The following is a 17097-nucleotide window of genomic DNA, read 5'->3' on the forward strand; positions in this document are numbered from 1 at the left end:
GACCCCCGCACCCCGGCGCCGCGGTCAGACGTCGCGGACGCGCGTCGCCGTCAGCGCCGGGACCCAGACGGCGAGGAGCCACCCGGCGCTGGCGAGCAGCGCGGACGTCGTGCTGATCTGCTCCACGCCGGAGCCCTCGCTCGGGACGCTGGACAGCGCCAGCCCGAGGTTCGAGAGCAGGTAGGGGCTGACGTCGATGATCCACTGGGCCTGCAGCAGCCCGCCCGCGATGCTCGCGAGCAGCGGCAGCACGAAGAGCACGCCGACCGAGAGGCCGATGGCGGCCGCCGTGCTGCGCAGCAGCGCCGCCACGGCGACCGAGAACGCCCCGATGACCGCCAGGAAGAGGCCGCCGCCGAGCAGACTGCCCAGCACGCCGTCGTCGAGCAGCGACGTGGGCGTGCCCTTCGCCGCGAGCATCCCGGCGATGACGGCGAACGAGCCGACGCAGGTGAGCACGCCCACCACGAAGGACGCGACGGCCACGACGACCCCGCGGGCGAGGAGGGACGGGACCCGGCGCGGCACGGCGGTGTAGGTCGAGCGGATCATCCCGGTGGAGTACTCGCCCCCGAGCGACAGCGCCCCGAGCACGGCGATCACCAGGCCGACGAACTGCAGGTGCAGGGTCGCGCCGCCCGCGACGAACGCGGAGACGGAGCCCTCCTTCGGCGGCGTGACGACGGCACCGAGGGCCAGGGCCAGAGCGAGCGCCAGGAGCACCGAGACGACGATCGACCACCAGGTCGAGCGGACGGTGACGAGCTTGAGCAGCTCGGAGAGGACGACTCCGTCGAGGCGGAGCCTCACCCCGCTCGGGGCGTCGCGGGCGGGGCTCGGGGCGGTCGCGGTCATCGGGAGGCTCCTTCGAGGGGCTGGGATCCGTGCGGCTGGGCGGCGGTGTACTCGACGGCGTCGGCCGTCATCGCGACGTAGGCCTCCTCGAGCGAGCGGGTCAGCGCGGTGAGCGCGTGCAGCACCGCTCCGGCCTCGTGGGCGAGCGCGCCGATCACCGGCGCCTCGAGCCCCTCGATCTCGAGCCCGCCGCCGGTGACGGCGACCGCAGCGCCGCGGGCGGCGAGGAGCTCGGCCAGCCGCACCGAGTCCGGGCTCTCGACGCGCACGCGCGGCCGCGCCTCGGCGAGGAAGTCGTCCAGCGGGGCGTCGGCGAGGATCCGGCCCCGGCCGAGGACGATGATGTGGTCGGCGGTCTGCGCCATCTCGCTCATCAGGTGCGAGGAGAGCAGCACGCAGCAGCCCTCCGCCGCCTTGGCGCGGACGAAGTCGCGGACCCAGCGGACGCCCTTCGGGTCGAGGCCGTTCACCGGCTCGTCGAGCAGGAGGGTCCGCGGGTCGCCGAGCAGCGCGGTCGCGATGCCCACCCGCTGGCCCATGCCGAGCGAGAAGCCGCCGACGCGCTTGCGCGCGACGCTGCCGAGGCCGACGACCTCGATGACCTCCTCCACCCGGGAGCGCGGGATGCGGTGGGTCGCGGCGATCACGCGCAGGTGGTCGCGGAGGGTACGGCCGCGGTGCGTCGCCTTCGCGTCGAGCAGGGCGCCGACCTCGGCGAGCGGCGCGGCGTGCTCCCGGTAGGGCCGACCGTTGACCAGCACGGAGCCGGCGGACGGCCGGTCGAGACCGACGATCATCCGCATCGTCGTCGACTTGCCGGCGCCGTTGGGGCCGAGGAACCCGGTCACCCTCCCCGGCGCCACGGTGAAGTCGATCCCGTCGACCGCGGTCTTCGCTCCGTACCTCTTGGTCAGGCCTCGTGCCTCGATCATGCGCTCCCCTTCTCGCAGCGCTGCGCCTCGAGCCCGCGGGACGCGGGCGAGGTCGGACAGCAGCGGCCAGCATAGGAAGCGCCCGCGGGGCCCGCTCGGGGCTGTCGCGGGACGTCCGTCGACCGGGAACGACTCGACCCGGGACGACTCGACCCGGATCGGAGACGGCCCGGCTCAGCCGCGCTTCTGCAGGGCGGCCAGGCGGTCGTTGTACGCGGTGAGCTCGGCCTCGCCGGTGCGGTCGGCCTGGCGGTCGAGCCGCTTGGAGTCGCGCGCGTCCGAGCGGCTCCACATCACCGCGACGATGATCGCGAGGGCGAGCGTGGGGATCTCGCCGATGCTCCAGGCGATGCCGCCGGCCGCCTGCTGGTCGTCGAGGGCGTTCGTGCCCCAGCCCATCGCGCCGTACCAGTCGGCGAGCAGGAGGCCCTCCCCCGTCATCAGCGCCAGGCCGAAGAAGGCGTGGAACGCCATCGTGCCCAGCAGCAGCAGCAGGCGCATCGGGTAGGGCACGCGGTGCACGCTCGGGTCGACGCCGATCAGGACGCTCACGAAGAGGTAGCCGGTGATCAGGAAGTGGACGATCATCCACTCGTGACCGATGTGATCGGTCGTCGCCCAGCGGAAGAGCGGCGAGTAGTAGAAGCCCCAGAGCGAGCCGACGAACAGCAGCGCCGCGACGATCGGGTGCGAGATCGCGGTGGCGAAGCGCGAGTGCACGGCGAGCAGGACCCACTCCCGGCCGCCGCGGGAGCCGTCGGTGCGCCGCGCCGCGGCTCGCGCGATCAGCGTCACCGGCGCGGCCGGGACCAGCAGCACCGGGACGGCCATGGTCAGGACCATGTGCGCGAGCATGTGCGCGCTGAACAGGTACTTCTCGTAGGCGTTGACGCCGCCGTTGGTGATGTACGCCAGCAGCAGCATGCCCGCGATCCAGAGCACGGTGCGATGCACGGGCCAGCGGTCGCCGCGGCGGTGCAGGCGCACGACGCCGGCGACGTAGAACGCGATGCCGAAGCCGCAGACCAGGAGCCAGACCAGATCGACGTTCCAGAGGGTGAGGAAGTTCAGGGCGGACGGCGCGGGCGGCAGCGGCTCGCCGGTCAGCAGCTCCGCGGGGGTCGGATTCGTCAGCTCGGTGGCGGCGACCTGGTCGACCGGCGTCGCCGTGCGGGCGAGGGCCGCCGCGACTCCGGAGGCGATGCCCATGAAGGCGATCTCCGCGGCGACGAGCCACCAGAAGCTGCGCCCGCCCGCTCCGCCGGCGCTGCGCATGCGGGCGATCAGGAAGCGGCGCTGGACGAGGCCGAAGACGCCGAGCGCGGTCAGCGCGGCGACCTTGACGAGCACCAGCACTCCGTAGCCGGTGAGCAGGTTGCCGAGCGTCGCGAGCCGCAGCTCGGCGCTGATGTAGCCGGAGGCGGCGACCACGATGAAGCTGACCAGCGCGAGGCTCGAGTAGCGCCCGATCACGGGCAGCAGGCGCGCGCCGCCGAGCAGCGGGCGCAGCACGATGATCGTGACCAGCCCGCCCAGCCAGATCGCGGCGAAGACCAGGTGCAGACCGAGGGCGGTGACCGCGGCGTCGTGGCCGCTCGCTCCGGCCGCGTGGCCCTGCTGCGCCATCGGCAGCAGCGTCAGGAGCGCGATCGCCGTCACGAAGACGAGGGCGGTCTGGTTGCGCACCGCGAAGCAGAGCACGGTGACGACGGCGGCGAGGAGGGTGGTGATCAGCCAGGCCTGGCCGACCGGGATGCTGCCGATGAAGTAGCTGAGCTTGGTGCCGAAGTCGCGGTCGAGGCTCAGCGGCGTCTGGGTGACGTTGAGGAAGGTGAAGAAGCCGGTCAGCGCGGAGGCGGCGGCGAAGAACGCGGCGCTCGCGGCGGCGACGTCGAGCGCGATCGTGTACTCGGTGCGCGGCTCCGCCTCGGCGGGGGCGCCGGTGCGCTTCGCGATCGCGCGGGGGCTCAGCGCGAAGAGCGTCAGGACGAGCGAGCCGATCATGCCGGCGGCGCCCAGGTTGACCGCGAGCTTGGCGACCGGGAGGCCGAAGCGGACGACGGGCCCCGGGTCGTTCAGGAGCGGTGCCGCCGAACCGCCGCCGAACGCGAGCGCCGCCAGGAGCGCGACGAGGGCGGCGACCACGAGCAGGAGCGCCGGGCCCGCGATCCGGACGGTTCGATTCACCCGGCAAGCCTACGTTCTCGCGGCTGGGGGACGGCAGGACGACGAAGACCCCGGCGGAGGGCCGGGGTCTTCGTGTGGAACTGCTGCGCCGTGAGGGCGCGGGCCGCGACTACTTGGCGGCGGCCTTGAGCTTGGTGCCGGCCGAGACCTTGACCGAGTGGCCGGCGGCGATCTGGATGGTCTCGCCGGTCTGCGGGTTGCGGCCGGTGCGCGCGGCGCGGGACGTGCGCTCGACGGCGATCCAGCCGGGGATGGTGACCTTCACGTCGTTGGAGACGGAGTCGGCGAGGGTCGAGAAGAGCGAGTCGAGGACGCCGTTGACGGCGGCCTGGCTCTGGCCGGAGTCGGCGGCGATCTTCGCGACGAGCTCGGTGCGGTTGAGCGACTTGTCAGCCATTGGAGTGTCCTCCCAGGACGTTCGCGCTGTTGAGAACAGCTGGTGGTTGTGTGTCGTCCAACGGCCGGGGACGGACCCCGTCGACCGGTCGGACCGTCCGTAACCTACCAGCCCGATCCCGGATCGGCGGCGATTCGCGCGACGGAATCCCCGGAAACACGCCGATCGGCAGCCCGCGGAGCCGTCGGGAGCGGCTGGGAGGCGATGTCAGGGGCCGTCGCTACACTCGCCGACGGCGCGCACCCGAGCCCGCCGGGAGAGGCGGCCGCAGTGGCGGAGACGACGACGGACGGCTGGATCTCGACGGCGATCTGGTGGCAGATCCACCCGCTGGCGTTCCTCGGGGCCGAGGCGACGTCGGGCGAGGGGCCGCAGCCCGGAGAGGAGCCGCAGCATCGCCTGCGCCGGATCCTGCCCTGGCTCGACGACCTGCTCGCGCTGGGCTGCAACGGCCTGCTGCTCGGGCCGGTGTTCGCCTCGATGACGCACGGCTACGACACCGTCGACCACTTCCGGGTCGACCCGCGCCTGGGCGACGAGCGCGACCTGGACGAGCTGATCGCGGCCTGCCGCGAGCGCGGGATCCGCCTCGTCTTCGACGGCGTCTTCAACCACGTCGGCCGGGAGCACCCGTGGTGGCGCGAGGCCGTGGCGGCGGGCGAGGGCTCCCCCGCCGCCGCACGCTTCCGGCGGACCGACGCGGCGCGCGAGGTCGACGGCCTGCCGGTCGACGTCTTCGAGGGGCACGAGGCGCTCGTCGAGCTCGACACCGCGAACCCCGAGGTCGCCGCGCACGTCTCCGCCGTGCTGAGCCACTGGCTCGAGCGCGGGATCGACGGCTGGCGGCTCGACGCCGCCTACGCGGTGGACCCCTCCTCCTGGCGCGCCGCGATCGACCCGGTGCGCGAGCGCTTCCCGGAGGCGTGGTTCGTCGGCGAGGTCATCCACGGCGACTACGCCGGCTACGTGCGGGAGTCGGGCCTGGACTCCGTCACGCAGTACGAGCTCTGGAAGTCGGTGCGCAGCTCGATCGAGGAGGGCAACCTCTTCGAGCTCGACTGGACGCTGCAGCGGCACGCGGAGTTCCTCGAGACGTTCGTGCCGCTGACCTTCGTCGGCAACCACGACGTGACCCGGCTGGCCAGCGCGATCAGCGATCCGCGCCACCACGGGCACGCGGTCGCGATCCTGGGCTTCGTCGGCGGCGTGCCGAGCATCTACTCCGGCGACGAGCGCGGGCTCGAGGGCGTGAAGGAGGAGCGCGCGGGCGGCGACGACGCGATCCGGCCGGAGTTCCCGGCGGACCCGGCCGAGTGGCCGCGGAACGACGCCTACCGCGTGCACCAGGAGGTCATCGCCTTCCGCCGCCGGCACCCGTGGCTGGTCGCCGCGCGGACCAGGAGCGTCGATCTGTCGAACACCGCCGTGCTGCTGGTGGCCGAGGGGCCGGCCGGCGAGAGCGCCCGGCTCGCGCTCAATCTCGGCGACGAGGCGGCGAGCGTCGGCGGCGAGCGGGTCGAGGCGCACTCCTGGCTGCTGCTCGACTGACGCCGCGATCGGACACGCCGTGATCTACGCTCGGGGCAGCGGCGGGAGCGCTCGGCCCCCATCCGGGACGACGCTGCCGCGAGGAGACGGACGAGGAGCGACGATGCCCCAGGGGTCGGAGTCACAGCACGAGCAGACGCGGCGGATCGGGCACCAGCCGGAGGCCGGCGTCGAGCGGACGGGACTGGAGGCGGCGCTGGCCGCTCCGGTCGACGAGCTCACCGATCCCGGGCCGGGCGAGCGCAGCGGGCTCTCGAGCCGGATCGCCGAGGATCTGCTCGACGGCGTCTCGGAGATGATCGGCGGTGACGCGGACCTCGCACCGGGACGCGCCGTCGAGATCGACGACCCGGCGCGCGCGGTCGGCGACGACCCGGCGCACCCGATCCACGGGACGCTCCGCCAGGAGTTCGAGTCGCGCTGATCGGCACTCCCTGCTGATCGAGTAGCCCGCGGAGCGGGCGTATCGAGATCCACCGGCGCCCGAAGGACGAGTCTGCAGACCCGTCCTGCTGATGACGGCGGGTCTCGATACGCCCCTGCGGGGCTACTCGACCAGCATGGAGGGCGGGGCGGCGAGGGACTCGGTGAGGAAGTGCAGGAGCTCGCGCAGCAGCGCCTCCTTCGAGTCGGCGCGGCGGTACTCGTGGCCCTCGCCGTCCAGCTGGAGGTAGCGGACCGGGCGGCCGAGCTCCTCGAGCGCCGCGACGATCTGCCGGGCCTCGCCGAGCGGGACGTTGGTGTCGAGCTCGCCGTGCACGACGAGCAGCGGCACGTCGATCGCGTCGGCGGCGTTCAGCGGGGACAGCTCCTCCAGCAGCTCCGCGTCGTGCTCGGGGTGGCCGTACTTGGTCATGGCGGCGGAGGCGATCCACGGCTCGGTGTCGCGGTAGAAGGTCTGCAGGTGCGACATCCCGCAGATGTCGACGCCGGCGGCGAAGACGCCGGGCGAGAAGGCGAGCGACGCGAGCGTCAGGTAGCCGCCGTAGGAGCGGCCGGTGACGGCGATCCGCGCCGGATCGGCGATCCCGGCGTCGACGAGGTGCGCGGCGGCCGCGAGGACGTCGTCGAAGGCGCCGCGGCGCTTCTCCACGTCGTCGGCGTGCACGAAATCGCGGCCGAAGCCCGAGGAGCCGCGCACGTTCGGCGCGAAGACGGTGATCCCCGCGGCGGCGACGGCCTGGTGCTGGGCGGAGAAGGTGGGCCGCTCCTGCGACTCCGGACCGCCGTGCAGGCTGAGCATGGCCGCTCCGGGCCCGGTCGACCCGGGCGCGCGGTAGAGCCAGCCGGAGAGCGCGAGACCGTCGCGGCCCGTGAAGCGCTCGAGGGTCGGCACGATCAGCGGCGGCGCATCGAGCGTCGGCACCCCGGTGATCCGGGACCACTCGTGGGTCGCCGTGTCCAGCCGCCACAGCTCGCGCGGGCGCTCCGGGCCCTCCACGCCCAGGATCACCGCGCCGCCGTCGCGGGACAGCACCGGCGTCGTCGCCACCAGTCCCGGGAGCCCGGCGACCGGGACCCGGGCGCCGGTGGTGGTGTCCAGCAGCTCGATCTCGCTCGAGCCCGCGACGTTCCAGACCAGCATCAGCATCCGGCCGGCGTCGTCGGCGTCCAGGCCCTCGAGCTCGGCGTCGTCGCGGGCGGCGAGGCGGCGGATCCGGCCGCGCCAGCCGTCCGGGCCGAGCGGCATCGCGACGAGCTGGCGCCGCGGCAGGTCGACGTCGGTCGCGAGGTAGGCGACCATCGGGCTCTCGGTGTCGTGCAGCGGCGAGGGGCGCAGCAGCGCGACGTCCGTGGATCCGGTGCCCGAGTCGGGCAGGAGCGCGTGGTTCTCGTTCGTCAGCCGGTCGACGACCACGCAGTACTGCTGGCCGCGCTGGCCGTCGCGGACCACGACGAGGCGCTCCTCCACCGAGAGGTCGAGCACCGAGATGAGGTCGCCGTCGACGAGCGGCTTCCGCTCGCCCGTCACCGGATCGACCAGGAAGGAGCGGGTCGGCTGCTCCGGCTCGGCCGACGGGATCGTGACGACGACGTGGTGGCCGCTGCGCGTCCACGGGCCGAGCTCGGCGTGGGCGTCGCGGGAGCCGGCGATGCGGCGGGCGTCCGAGCCGTCGGGGCGGACCACCCAGACCTGGCTGCGCACCCCGCCGTCGGTCGCGACGAGGCAGGCCAGCCAGGCGGAGTCGGCGGACCAGGAGACCTCGAGCACCGGATCCTCGGTGAGGGCGATGCGGCGCGCCTCGCTCGGCTCGGCTCCGACGACGACGTCCTGCACCCAGACCTCCGGCGACCCGCCGCGGTCGCTGAGGAAGGCGACGCGGGCGGCGTCCGGGGTCATCGTCGGACCCCAGCTGCCCCAGGCGTGCACGAGCCCGAGCGCGAGCCCCTCGGCCGCGGCCACGCGGTCGGCCTGCGGCGAATCGATGAGAGGAGGCGTCATGCCTCCATCCTCCGGCACCGCTCAGCCGACGCCGTGCTCCTGGAGCCACATCTCGAGCAGGGCGAGCTGCCAGAGCTCGTTCGAGCCCAGGCGGGTGCGGGTCGCGTTCGGGTCGGCCAGCAGCGCGTCGACTGTCGCGGGATCGAAGACGCCGCGGCGCCGCGCGGCGGGGTCGGTCAGCGCCGCCCGCACCCGTTCCAGGTAGGGCCCCTCCAGCTGGCGGATCGCCGGCACCGGGAACGAGCCCTTGGTGCGGTCGATCACCTCGTCCGGGACGATGCCGCGGACGGCCCGCTTGAGGATCCCCTTGCCGCCGTCGGCGAGCTTGAGCTCCGGCGGGATCGTGCCGACGAGCTCGACGAACTCGTGGTCGAGGAACGGCACGCGCGCCTCCAGGCCCCAGGCCATGGTCATGTTGTCGACGCGCTTCACCGGGTCGTCGACGAGCATGACCGCGGTGTCGATGCGCAGCGCCGCGTCCACGGCCGTGTCGGCGCCGGGGCGGGCGAAGCGCTCGGCGAGGAAGGCGGTCGCGGCATCGGGGTCCCCGCGCCAGGCGGGCGCCAGCAGCGCCTGCAGCGCGGAGAAGGGGCGGTCGACGAAGACGTCCGCGTAGGCCTCGACGGCGCGCTCGCGCGGCACCCGCGCCAGGGGCGGGTACCAGTCGTAGCCGCCGAGCACCTCGTCGGCGCCCTGACCGGACTGCACGACCTTCACGTGCTGGGAGACGTCCTCGCTGAGCAGGTGGAAGGCGACGGCGTCGTGGGAGACCATCGGCTCGCTCATCGCGCCGACCGCGGCGTCGATCCCGGGCAGCAGGCGCGCGGAGTCGATCGGCAGGCGGTGGTGGTCGGTGCCGAAGCGCTCCGCCACCAGGCTGGAGTACTCGAACTCGTCGCCGGACTCGCCGCCCGCCGCGTCGAAGCCGATGGAGAAGGTCTGCAGCCCGGTCTGGCCGGCCTCGGCGAGCAGCGCCACGATCAGGCTGGAGTCGATGCCGCCGGAGAGCAGCACGCCGACCGGCACGTCCGCGACCATGCGGCGCGAGACGGCGGTGCGGAACGACGCGAGCAGCGCCTCCTGCCAGTCGCGCTCGGTCCAGGCGGCGCGGTCGGGATCGCGGGCGAAGACCGGCTCCCAGTAGACGCGCTCGCGGCTCGTGCCGTCGGGCTCGATCACGCGGACGGTCGCCGGCGGCAGCTTGGTGACTCCGGCGAGGATCGTGCGCGGCGCGGGCACGACCGAGTGGAAGCTCAGGTAGAGCATCAGCGCTGTGCGGTCGATCGAGGTGTCCACGCCGCCGGCCGCGAGCAGGGACTGCACGGTCGAGGCGAAGCGGATCCGCTCGCGGGTCTCGTCGAGGTAGAGCGGCTTGATGCCGAGGCGGTCGCGCGCCAGCACCACGCGGCCGGACTCGCGCTCGACGATCGCGAAGGCGAACATGCCGAGCAGGTGGTCGACGCAGTCCTCGCCCCACTGGGCGTAGGCCTTGCCGATCACCTCGGTGTCGGAGTGCGAGAAGAAGCGGTGCCCCTTCCCCTCCAGCTCGGCGCGCAGCTGGCGGTGGTTGTAGATGCAGCCGTTGAAGACGATCGTCAGGCCGAGCGCGGCGTCGACCATCGGCTGCGCGCCGGCCGCGGAGAGGTCGATGATCGCCAGCCGCCGGTGCCCGAGCGCGACCGGCCCGGCCGCCCAGAGGCCGTCGCCGTCCGGGCCGCGGTGCACGAGGCAGCCGGTCATCCGGTCGACGGCGCCGATGTCGGCGCGCGCGCCGTCGAATCGGATCTCGCCCGCGATGCCGCACATCTCAGCCTCCGACGATCCAGGTGTCCTTCGCGCCGCCGCCGCGCGAGGAGTTGACGATCATGCTGCCCTCGGCCGCGACGCGGGTGAGCGCGAGGTCGGCGAGGCGGACGTCGCCGGGGCCGGTGCCGGTGACGAAGACGAAGGCGCGGAGGTCGATGTGCCGCGGCTGCAGGTCGGTGCCCGAGAAGGCGGGCAGCGAGGAGAGCCGGACCACCTCCTGAGCGACCCAGGCGCCCGGGTCCGCCGCGATCTCGGCGCGCCGCTCGGCGACCCGCGCCGCGGGGGCCGACGGGCCGATCATCACGCCGCGGCCGCCGTAGCCGTCGACCGGCTTGGTGACCAGCTCGCCGACCCGCTCGAGCACGATCCGGCGCTCGGCCTCGTCCTCGGGACGGTAGGTCGGCACGGATTCGAGCAGCGGGCGCTCGTCGAGGTAGTAGCCGATCAGCTCGGGGACCGCGCAGTAGAGAGCCTTGTCGTCCGCGACGCCGTTGCCGGGCGCGTTCGCCAGGTAGACGTCGCCGGCCGCCGCGACCTCGAGGATCTCGCGGCCGATCGCGCGGTCGCCGGCGACGAGGTCGGCCAGCTCGACGTCGAGCCGCAGGTAGAGCGCGTCGACGACCGTGCCGCCGGCCAGGACGCGGCCGCCCTCGACCGTGAGGTCGCCGGCCTCGAGCAGCAGGAGCCCGGCGCCCTCGGCGAGGCGGCGGTGCTCGAACCAGGCCGAGCTCGACGCTCCGCTGGAGAGCAGCCCCAGCACCGGGTCGGCGCGCTTCGTCCCGTGGGCCAGGGTCGCGCGCAGTCCGGCGAGCGCCGTCGACGCGTCGAGCAGGCCCGCGGGTCGCGGCAGATCGGGCAGCACGTCGTCGAGCAGCGCGCGGATGCCCATTGCGTAGGCGAGTCCGCTGGGGTTCCGGAGGTTGTCCTCCAGCACCCGCCAGCCGCCGAACTCGTTGCGGACCAGGTCGAAGCCCATCACGGCGCCGCGCACGGTGCCGGCGGGCAGCCGCGCGGCGTCCTCGCTCCAGCCCGGCGCGCCGCGCAGATCGCGGACCACGCCGGCCCGCACCGCCCGGCCCTCGCCGTAGACGTCCTGCAGGAAGCACTCGAGGGCGCGGGCGCGCTGCTCGAGCCCCGCGGCGAGCTCGCTCCACTCGTGGGCCTGGAGCACGCGCGGGACGAGGTCGACCGGGAACGGCCGGTCCTCCTCGCCGACTCGGAAGGTGAGCCCGGCCTGCTCGACGAGCCGGTCGCGCGACTCGTGCAGGGTCTCGAGCCGTTCGGGGCCGAGGCCGCGGAAGTGCTCGAGGATCGGCTGGTAGGCGCTCTTCGCGCGGCCGCCGGTCGCGACGGCCTCGTCACCGGCGCGGACGCGGTAGGTGCGCAGGCTCGGGGCGGGCAGGATCGGGCCGCTCGCCGGGCCGTGAGTCTCGGCGACGACGGCGTCGACCACGGCGTCGAGGGTGCCGCGCTCGGCGAGGACGGCGCGCTGGCGGTCGGCGGAGTTGCCGCGCGCGATCAGCGCCTCGGCGAGCGCGCGCACCTGCTCCAGGTCGCCGAGCTCGTCCAGCGCCGGCTGGAGCCGGGCGATCAGGCTGCGGAGCGCCTCGGCGGCGGGGACGGGGCGGGGGTGCTCGGTGTGGTCGAGCAGCGGACCGGAGAGACCGCCGCGGGCGGCCTGCCAGGTGGCGGCGCGCTGGATCGGCGGCGGCGTGTGCCGGAACGGGCGGCCCGCCTCGATGTCGAGCTCGGCGGTGCGGACGAGGCCGCGGAAGAGCCCGGCGATCAGCACCGCGTCGTCGACGATCGGCATCGCGTCGCAGACCCGCAGCTCCAGGGTCGGCGCGTGCGAGGAGGGGCGGACGTCGAAGTAGGCCATCTTCGAGTCGGCGATGACGCCGGTGGCGATCAGGTCGTCGAGCAGGCGGTCGTACTCGGCCGCGGACTCCAGCGGCCCGGTCGCGCCGGCGCTCGGCCAGCGCTGCCAGATGATCGTGCGGATGCTGGCGTAGCCGGTGTCCTGGCCGTTCCAGTAGGGGCTGCTCGCGCTGGCGGAGAGCAGCACCGGCAGGTCGCGGGCGATCCGCTGGGCGATCTGCACGGCGAGCTCGCGGTCGGAGACGCCGACGTGGATCTGGGTGCCGCAGATCAGCTGCTCGTCCACGAGCATCCGGTACTGCTCCTGCATGCGGCCGTAGCGGCCGGTGCTGGTGAGCTCGAAGTCGCCGTGCTCGGAGCGCGGCGCGGTGCCGACCGCGGCGATGCCGATCCCGTCGGGCGCCGCGGCGTCGATCACCGCGCGCCGGAGCGAGATCAGCTGCTCCCGGAGCCCGTCGAGCGAGTCGACCACCGCGGTGTTCGTCTCGACCGTGGTCCGCTGCAGCTCGGCCGAGAAGCTCTCCTTCGGCAGCCGGGCGAGCACCTGGGGGGCGTGCGGGGAGAGCTGCCTCGACTCGAGATCGATGAGGTGGAGCTCCTCCTCCGCACCGAGGGTCAGTTCTGCGCGCATGCGCTCACCGTACGACCCTCATGTTTCGGGCGGCTACCGGGTCGCCCGCGAGCGGCGCGGAGGACCGGGATCACGGAGGTCTCGGCAGGGAACCGGCTGTGGCGCGACAGCCCTCGATCCGGCGGGCCCGCGACCATACAATCGTGAATAGGAGGTGGTGGCGCATGTCTGATCTGCACGTGATCCCCCCGAAGGAATGGCGTAGCGAGCTCGCTCGAGCGAGGACACGCCGCGACCACGGCAGTGACGAGTTCCTCGCGGCGGTCGCTCGGGTGGCCGATTCCGGCGTCTCGCAGACCGAGATCGCGGGTCAGCTCAGGGCGTCTCAGCCGCAGGTCTCCCGATGGGCGGCGAAGGGTCGCAGGATCCTCGGTCTCGTCGCGGAGGGCCGGATGCTCGGCCGCTCGCCGTACCACGTCGCCGAGCGCTACTCCCGCGGCGAGATCTCCCGCGAGCAGGTCGTCGAGGCGCTCACGACCTGGCAGTACGTGACGGCCGAGACGAGGACGGGCGGCCTCCACGAGGATCTCCTCAATGTCGTCGCCGGCTCGTTCGACGAGGTCCAGGCGGCGTCACTCGACGACCTGATCGACGAGGACGTCTACGCCGCTGCGCTCGACGCCCTGAGGGCGCAGACCGCGGCCTTCCGCCAGACCGACGGTGAGTAGCAGCAGCGTCACCGATCGGGTCGACGAGCACCGAGCGGTCCTCCAGGCCCTGACCACTGCGGGCGGAGCGATCGGCGCGGAGAGCCCTCACGCCTCCCAGCGGAATGCGGAGTGGTTCGACCAGGAGACCCGCCAGCCGCTCCCCGGCCGGGACACTGCGCAGAGGGAGATGATCCGGGCTCTCCGCGCGGGGGCTCCGGACGTGCGTCGCGATCGCGAGGCGATCCTCCTGGCCGGCCCGCCCGGCGCGGGCAAGACGACGGCTCTGGACGAACTGCTGGCGAGCACCCGGACGACCGCGGCCGACTGGCGCATCCTCAACGCCGACGACGTCAAGGACCTCCTCCTCAGACGCGCCCTGGAGGACGGCAGCTACGAGTCCCACCTCACCCCTCCCGATGTCGCCGCGGTCGAGGCCGACGGCGAGAAGGTCTGGCCGCGCGAGCGTGCAGCGCTCGTGCACGAGGAGTCGTCGATGGTGATCAAGCGCGCCCGCGACCAGTCCGTGCGACGGGGCGAGAACGTCGTCGTCGACGGGACGCTCGCGAACGCGGACGCCGGAAGGAACCTCGTCGAGCGTCTCGAGGGGCAGGGCTACCGCGTCCGCGTCGTCCTCGTCGACGGCCCGCGCGCTGTCACGGAGGCTCGAGTCGCGGACCGCTGGGCGCGGGGCTACCGGTGCGCCGTCGACGGGATCGCCGACCCGGGCGATCCGGACCTCCTCGTGCTCGGCGGTCGGTGGGTGCCCGCGCAGGTGACCGATGCGCTCTACCGCGACGGCGACGACGCCTCGATCTGCACGAGCTCGGCGCGAGTGATCGCGGAGAGCTCCGCGGCGGTGACACAGCTCGACGTCTACCGGATCGCCCGGCCGAGCGGGACGCCCGAGCTCGTCGAACGGCGCATGGGCAAGCACGAGGACGGCCGCTGGATCGCCGTCGAGCGCTTCGGGACGGAGGAGCTCCGCTCCGAGAGGGGACGACGGGAGACGGAGCGACGGGAGATCCCCTGACGCACGCGACGTCAGCGGGCGGTGCGCGCGCGGATCTCGAGGTCGATCTGGGAGGCGTCGAGGGCGGCGAGCACCGAGGCGAGGACGTCGGCGTCGAAGGTGCCGTTGTCGCGGGCGTCGAGGAGGTCGGAGCGCTGAGCCGCGATCACGGCCAGCCGGTGCCGCTGCGCCTGGAGGAACGCCTCGGTCCGCGGCGCGTCCGGCGCGGGCGGCGGCTCCTGGACGGCCTCGGCGCTGGTGCGCAGCAGGGCGAAGACGCGGGTGCGCTCCTCCTCCCGGGCCTTCTCCTCGGCCGCCTCGTCGACGTCCGGCGCGATGGCCCGCAGCAGCGGCCCGACCGTGCCGCCCTGCAGCAGCAGCGACAGCGCGGCCACCGCGAACGCGATCAGCACGAGGACCGAGCGCTGCGGGGTGTCCTCGGGCAGGGTCTGCGCGGCGGCGACCGTGACGGCGCCGCGCATCCCGGCCCACACCACGGCCGTGCCCTCGCGCCAGCCGAGCGGCGCGCGGACGAAGTACTCCATGTCGGCGAGCATGCGGGTCAGCCGGGTGCCGAAGCGCTCGAGATCACGGGCGGTCGGCGTCCGGCGCCCGCGGCTGATCCGCTTCAGGCTCTCCTCGCGGCCCTCCTCGGTGCCCATCTGCTCCTGCAGGCCCTCGACACGCGGGCGCATCCGCTCGCGCAGCCGGCCGCGGCTCTTCAGCACGCCGAGCAGCGGGGCGACGTAGGCGGCGCGCACCAGCACCGTGAGCAGGAGCGCGCCCGCCGCGATCAGCACGGCCGGGCCGACGCCGGCGTGGTCCTCCTCGACGCTCGTCACGATCGCCCGGACCTGCAGGCCCATCGTGAGGAAGACCGCGCCCTCGAGCACCAGCTCGACCGTCCGCCAGTTCTGCGAGTCGGACAGGCGATTCTGCGGCGAGAGCTCGCGCGGCGCCCGGATGCCGGTGACGACGCCGGCGACGACCGCCGCGACCAGTCCCGAGGCGCCGAGGAGCTCGGCCGGGACGGAGGCGAGGAAGGGCACGGTGAAGGACAGGATCGTGTTGACCGTCGGGTCCTGGACCCGGCGGCGCACGGCCAGGTTCAGCCAGCCGACCAGACCGCCGACGATTCCTGCGATCAGCACGGAGTAGCCGAACGAGCCGAGCGCGCCCCAGAAGGAGAAGCTCGCCGCGGCGGCCGCGATCGCGGTGCGCAGCAGCACCAGGGCCGTCGCGTCGTTGAGCAGGCTCTCACCGTCGAGCATCGCGACGACCCGGCGCGAGACGGAGGTGCCCTTGACGATCGACGTCGCCACCGCGTCCGTGGGGCTGACGATCGCGCCGAGAGCGACGCCCCAGGCGAAGCCGAGATCCGGCAGGACCAGCTGGAAGAACAGGCCGAGCACGAGCGAGGTGCCGACGACCAGCAGCACCGAGAGTCCGCTGATCGCACCGAACTCGCGACGGAAGTTCATCGCCGGCATCGACACCGCGGACGAGTAGAGCAGCGGCGGGAGCACCCCGGCCAGGATCCACTCCGGCTCGATCTCGATCGGACCGACGACGGGCAGGAAGCTCGCGGCCACCCCGATCCCGACCAGCACGAGCGGCGAGGCGACGCCCAGGCGCGGGCCGACGACGGCGGCGCCGGCGATCACGACCAGCGCGAGGACCAGCACCACCAGGAGCGGGGTCACGCGTGCCCGGCGGAGTCGGAGGCGGAGTCGGAAGCGGAGTCGGAAGCGGGTCCGACCGCGCCGCGGCGGACGTCCTCGAAGAAGTCGGGGCGGAGCACCCGCTTCTCGATCTCGAACGCGCCGCTGCTCCAGCCGTCGCCGAGGGGGTGCTCGGGATCCAGCAGCACGTGGCCCGGAGTGGCGCCACGGCCGAGGGCGGCGGCGATCGACCGGTCGGGGTCGTAGAGCGCGTGCTCGACGAGCGGGGCGAACACCTCGTGGGCGGCGAAGTCGGCGGGGGCGCCGAGGAAGACGGGCATCAGCTCCTCGCCCTCGCGCAGGCCGTTCGGCCACCAGCGGAAGCGCTCGACCAGCTCGTGGCAGGAGATGCAGGACGGCGAGAAGAAGACGAGGTGCGTCGGCGGGTCCGCCCACTCGGCGAGGGCGATCGGCTCGCCCGCGGCGGTGAGGAAGGCGAGGTCGCCGAGGTCGCTCGGGGACACGGGTGCCGGCGCGGGCGTCGAGGCGGCGGGTGCTCGGGCGGCGAGCCGGTCGCGCACCGGGACGAGTGCGAGAGCGAGCAGCACGGCGATCAGCGCCGGGACTCCGGGGACGAGCAGCTCCGCCGGTGCGCCGGCCCCGACGAGCCCGGCGAGCGCCAGCGCGAGCAGGACGGCGTTCCGCGCGACCGTGCGGCCGGTCATCCTGGTGTCGCCGAGGCCGCCGAAGCACTCGCACTCCACCGGCTCCGGGGCGCGGACCGCCCGGATCGCGACGACGAGGAAGACGACGTCGACCGCGACCGCGCCGAGCAGCGCGCCGCGGTGCAGCGGTGACGGGGCGAGCAGGATCGCGAGGCCGAGCGCGATCTCGACGACGGGGAAGGCGCGGGCGAAGAGCGGGCCCGCGGAGAGCCGGGCGGGCAGACCGAGCGCGGCGAGGCTCGCGCGGAACCGCTCCGTCCGCCCGAGCTTCAGCACGCCGCTGACGACGAGGACCGCACCGGCGGCGGCGCCGGCGACCGCGAGCAGGACCTCGAGCGCTGACGCGAGCATCCGTGTCCCTCCCCGCACCCGACG

The 17097-nt window shown here is 73.9% G+C and carries 13 protein-coding genes; 4 read left to right on the top strand and 9 right to left on the bottom strand.

Annotation, left to right across the window (positions count from 1 at the left end; translation table 11 throughout):
- Window positions 1-24: 24 nt before the first annotated feature.
- The 4 genes from EDF35_RS03405 to EDF35_RS03420 form a co-directional block, all read right to left on the bottom strand.
- A complete protein-coding gene (locus tag EDF35_RS03405) occupies window positions 25-855 on the bottom strand; it encodes an ABC transporter permease (protein WP_133960724.1) in 831 nt (276 codons plus the stop codon).
- Window positions 852-1787, bottom strand: coding sequence for an ATP-binding cassette domain-containing protein (locus tag EDF35_RS03410; protein WP_133960725.1), 936 nt, complete (start codon window positions 1785-1787; stop codon window positions 852-854). Before EDF35_RS03410 ends, EDF35_RS03405 begins: the two co-directional genes overlap by 4 nt.
- A 174-nt stretch (window positions 1788-1961) precedes the next feature.
- Window positions 1962-3974, bottom strand: a complete 2013-nt coding sequence (locus EDF35_RS03415) for a cytochrome c oxidase assembly protein (protein ID WP_208323003.1) — start codon at window positions 3972-3974, stop codon at window positions 1962-1964.
- A gap of 109 nt (window positions 3975-4083) precedes the next feature.
- On the bottom strand, window positions 4084-4371 hold the full coding sequence (locus EDF35_RS03420) for an HU family DNA-binding protein (protein ID WP_055786347.1): 288 nt from the start codon (window positions 4369-4371) through the stop codon (window positions 4084-4086).
- Window positions 4372-4641: 270 nt separating this feature from the next.
- Here EDF35_RS03420 and EDF35_RS03425 point away from each other — a divergent pair, with 270 nt between their 5' ends.
- A complete protein-coding gene (locus EDF35_RS03425; RefSeq protein WP_243839829.1) occupies window positions 4642-5919 on the top strand; it encodes an alpha-amylase family glycosyl hydrolase in 1278 nt (425 codons plus the stop codon).
- 103 nt (window positions 5920-6022) lie between these two features.
- The gene (locus EDF35_RS03430; RefSeq protein ID WP_123701726.1) at window positions 6023-6343 is read left to right on the top strand and encodes a hypothetical protein; all 321 of its coding nucleotides are present in this window, start codon (window positions 6023-6025) and stop codon (window positions 6341-6343) included.
- Between the two features lie 123 nt (window positions 6344-6466).
- Here the strand turns inward: EDF35_RS03430 and EDF35_RS03435 are convergent, their stop codons facing one another.
- Genes EDF35_RS03435 through EDF35_RS03445 form a run of 3 tightly spaced genes read right to left on the bottom strand, consistent with a single transcriptional unit; the run spans window position 6467 to window position 12677 of the window.
- Entirely contained in the window at window positions 6467-8362 is a 1896-nt protein-coding gene (locus EDF35_RS03435; protein ID WP_133960727.1) for a S9 family peptidase, read from the bottom strand.
- Between the two features lie 21 nt (window positions 8363-8383).
- Window positions 8384-10168 (bottom strand): N-acetylglutaminylglutamine amidotransferase, encoded by a 1785-nt coding sequence (locus tag EDF35_RS03440; protein WP_133960728.1) that lies wholly within the window; start codon window positions 10166-10168, stop codon window positions 8384-8386.
- Window position 10169: 1 nt separating this feature from the next.
- The gene (locus tag EDF35_RS03445) at window positions 10170-12677 is read right to left on the bottom strand and encodes a glutamate--cysteine ligase (RefSeq protein ID WP_133960729.1); all 2508 of its coding nucleotides are present in this window, start codon (window positions 12675-12677) and stop codon (window positions 10170-10172) included.
- A gap of 164 nt (window positions 12678-12841) precedes the next feature.
- Here EDF35_RS03445 and EDF35_RS03450 point away from each other — a divergent pair, with 164 nt between their 5' ends.
- Together EDF35_RS03450 and EDF35_RS03455 are read left to right on the top strand one after the other, a co-directional pair.
- Window positions 12842-13345, top strand: coding sequence for a hypothetical protein (locus EDF35_RS03450; RefSeq protein ID WP_123734424.1), 504 nt, complete (start codon window positions 12842-12844; stop codon window positions 13343-13345).
- On the top strand, window positions 13338-14357 hold the full coding sequence (locus EDF35_RS03455) for a zeta toxin family protein (protein WP_123734423.1): 1020 nt from the start codon (window positions 13338-13340) through the stop codon (window positions 14355-14357). The genes EDF35_RS03450 and EDF35_RS03455 overlap by 8 nt, the downstream gene beginning before the upstream one ends.
- An 11-nt stretch (window positions 14358-14368) precedes the next feature.
- Here the strand turns inward: EDF35_RS03455 and EDF35_RS03460 are convergent, their stop codons facing one another.
- Window positions 14369-16039, bottom strand: a complete 1671-nt coding sequence (locus EDF35_RS03460; RefSeq protein ID WP_133960730.1) for a sodium:proton antiporter — start codon at window positions 16037-16039, stop codon at window positions 14369-14371.
- Window positions 16036-17073, bottom strand: a complete 1038-nt coding sequence (locus tag EDF35_RS03465) for a MauE/DoxX family redox-associated membrane protein (RefSeq protein WP_133960731.1) — start codon at window positions 17071-17073, stop codon at window positions 16036-16038. Before EDF35_RS03465 ends, EDF35_RS03460 begins: the two co-directional genes overlap by 4 nt.
- Between the last annotated feature and the right edge of the window lie 24 nt (window positions 17074-17097).

It is taken from the genome of Rathayibacter sp. PhB151, from assembly GCF_004366415.1.
Lineage (GTDB): Bacteria > Actinomycetota > Actinomycetes > Actinomycetales > Microbacteriaceae > Rathayibacter > Rathayibacter festucae.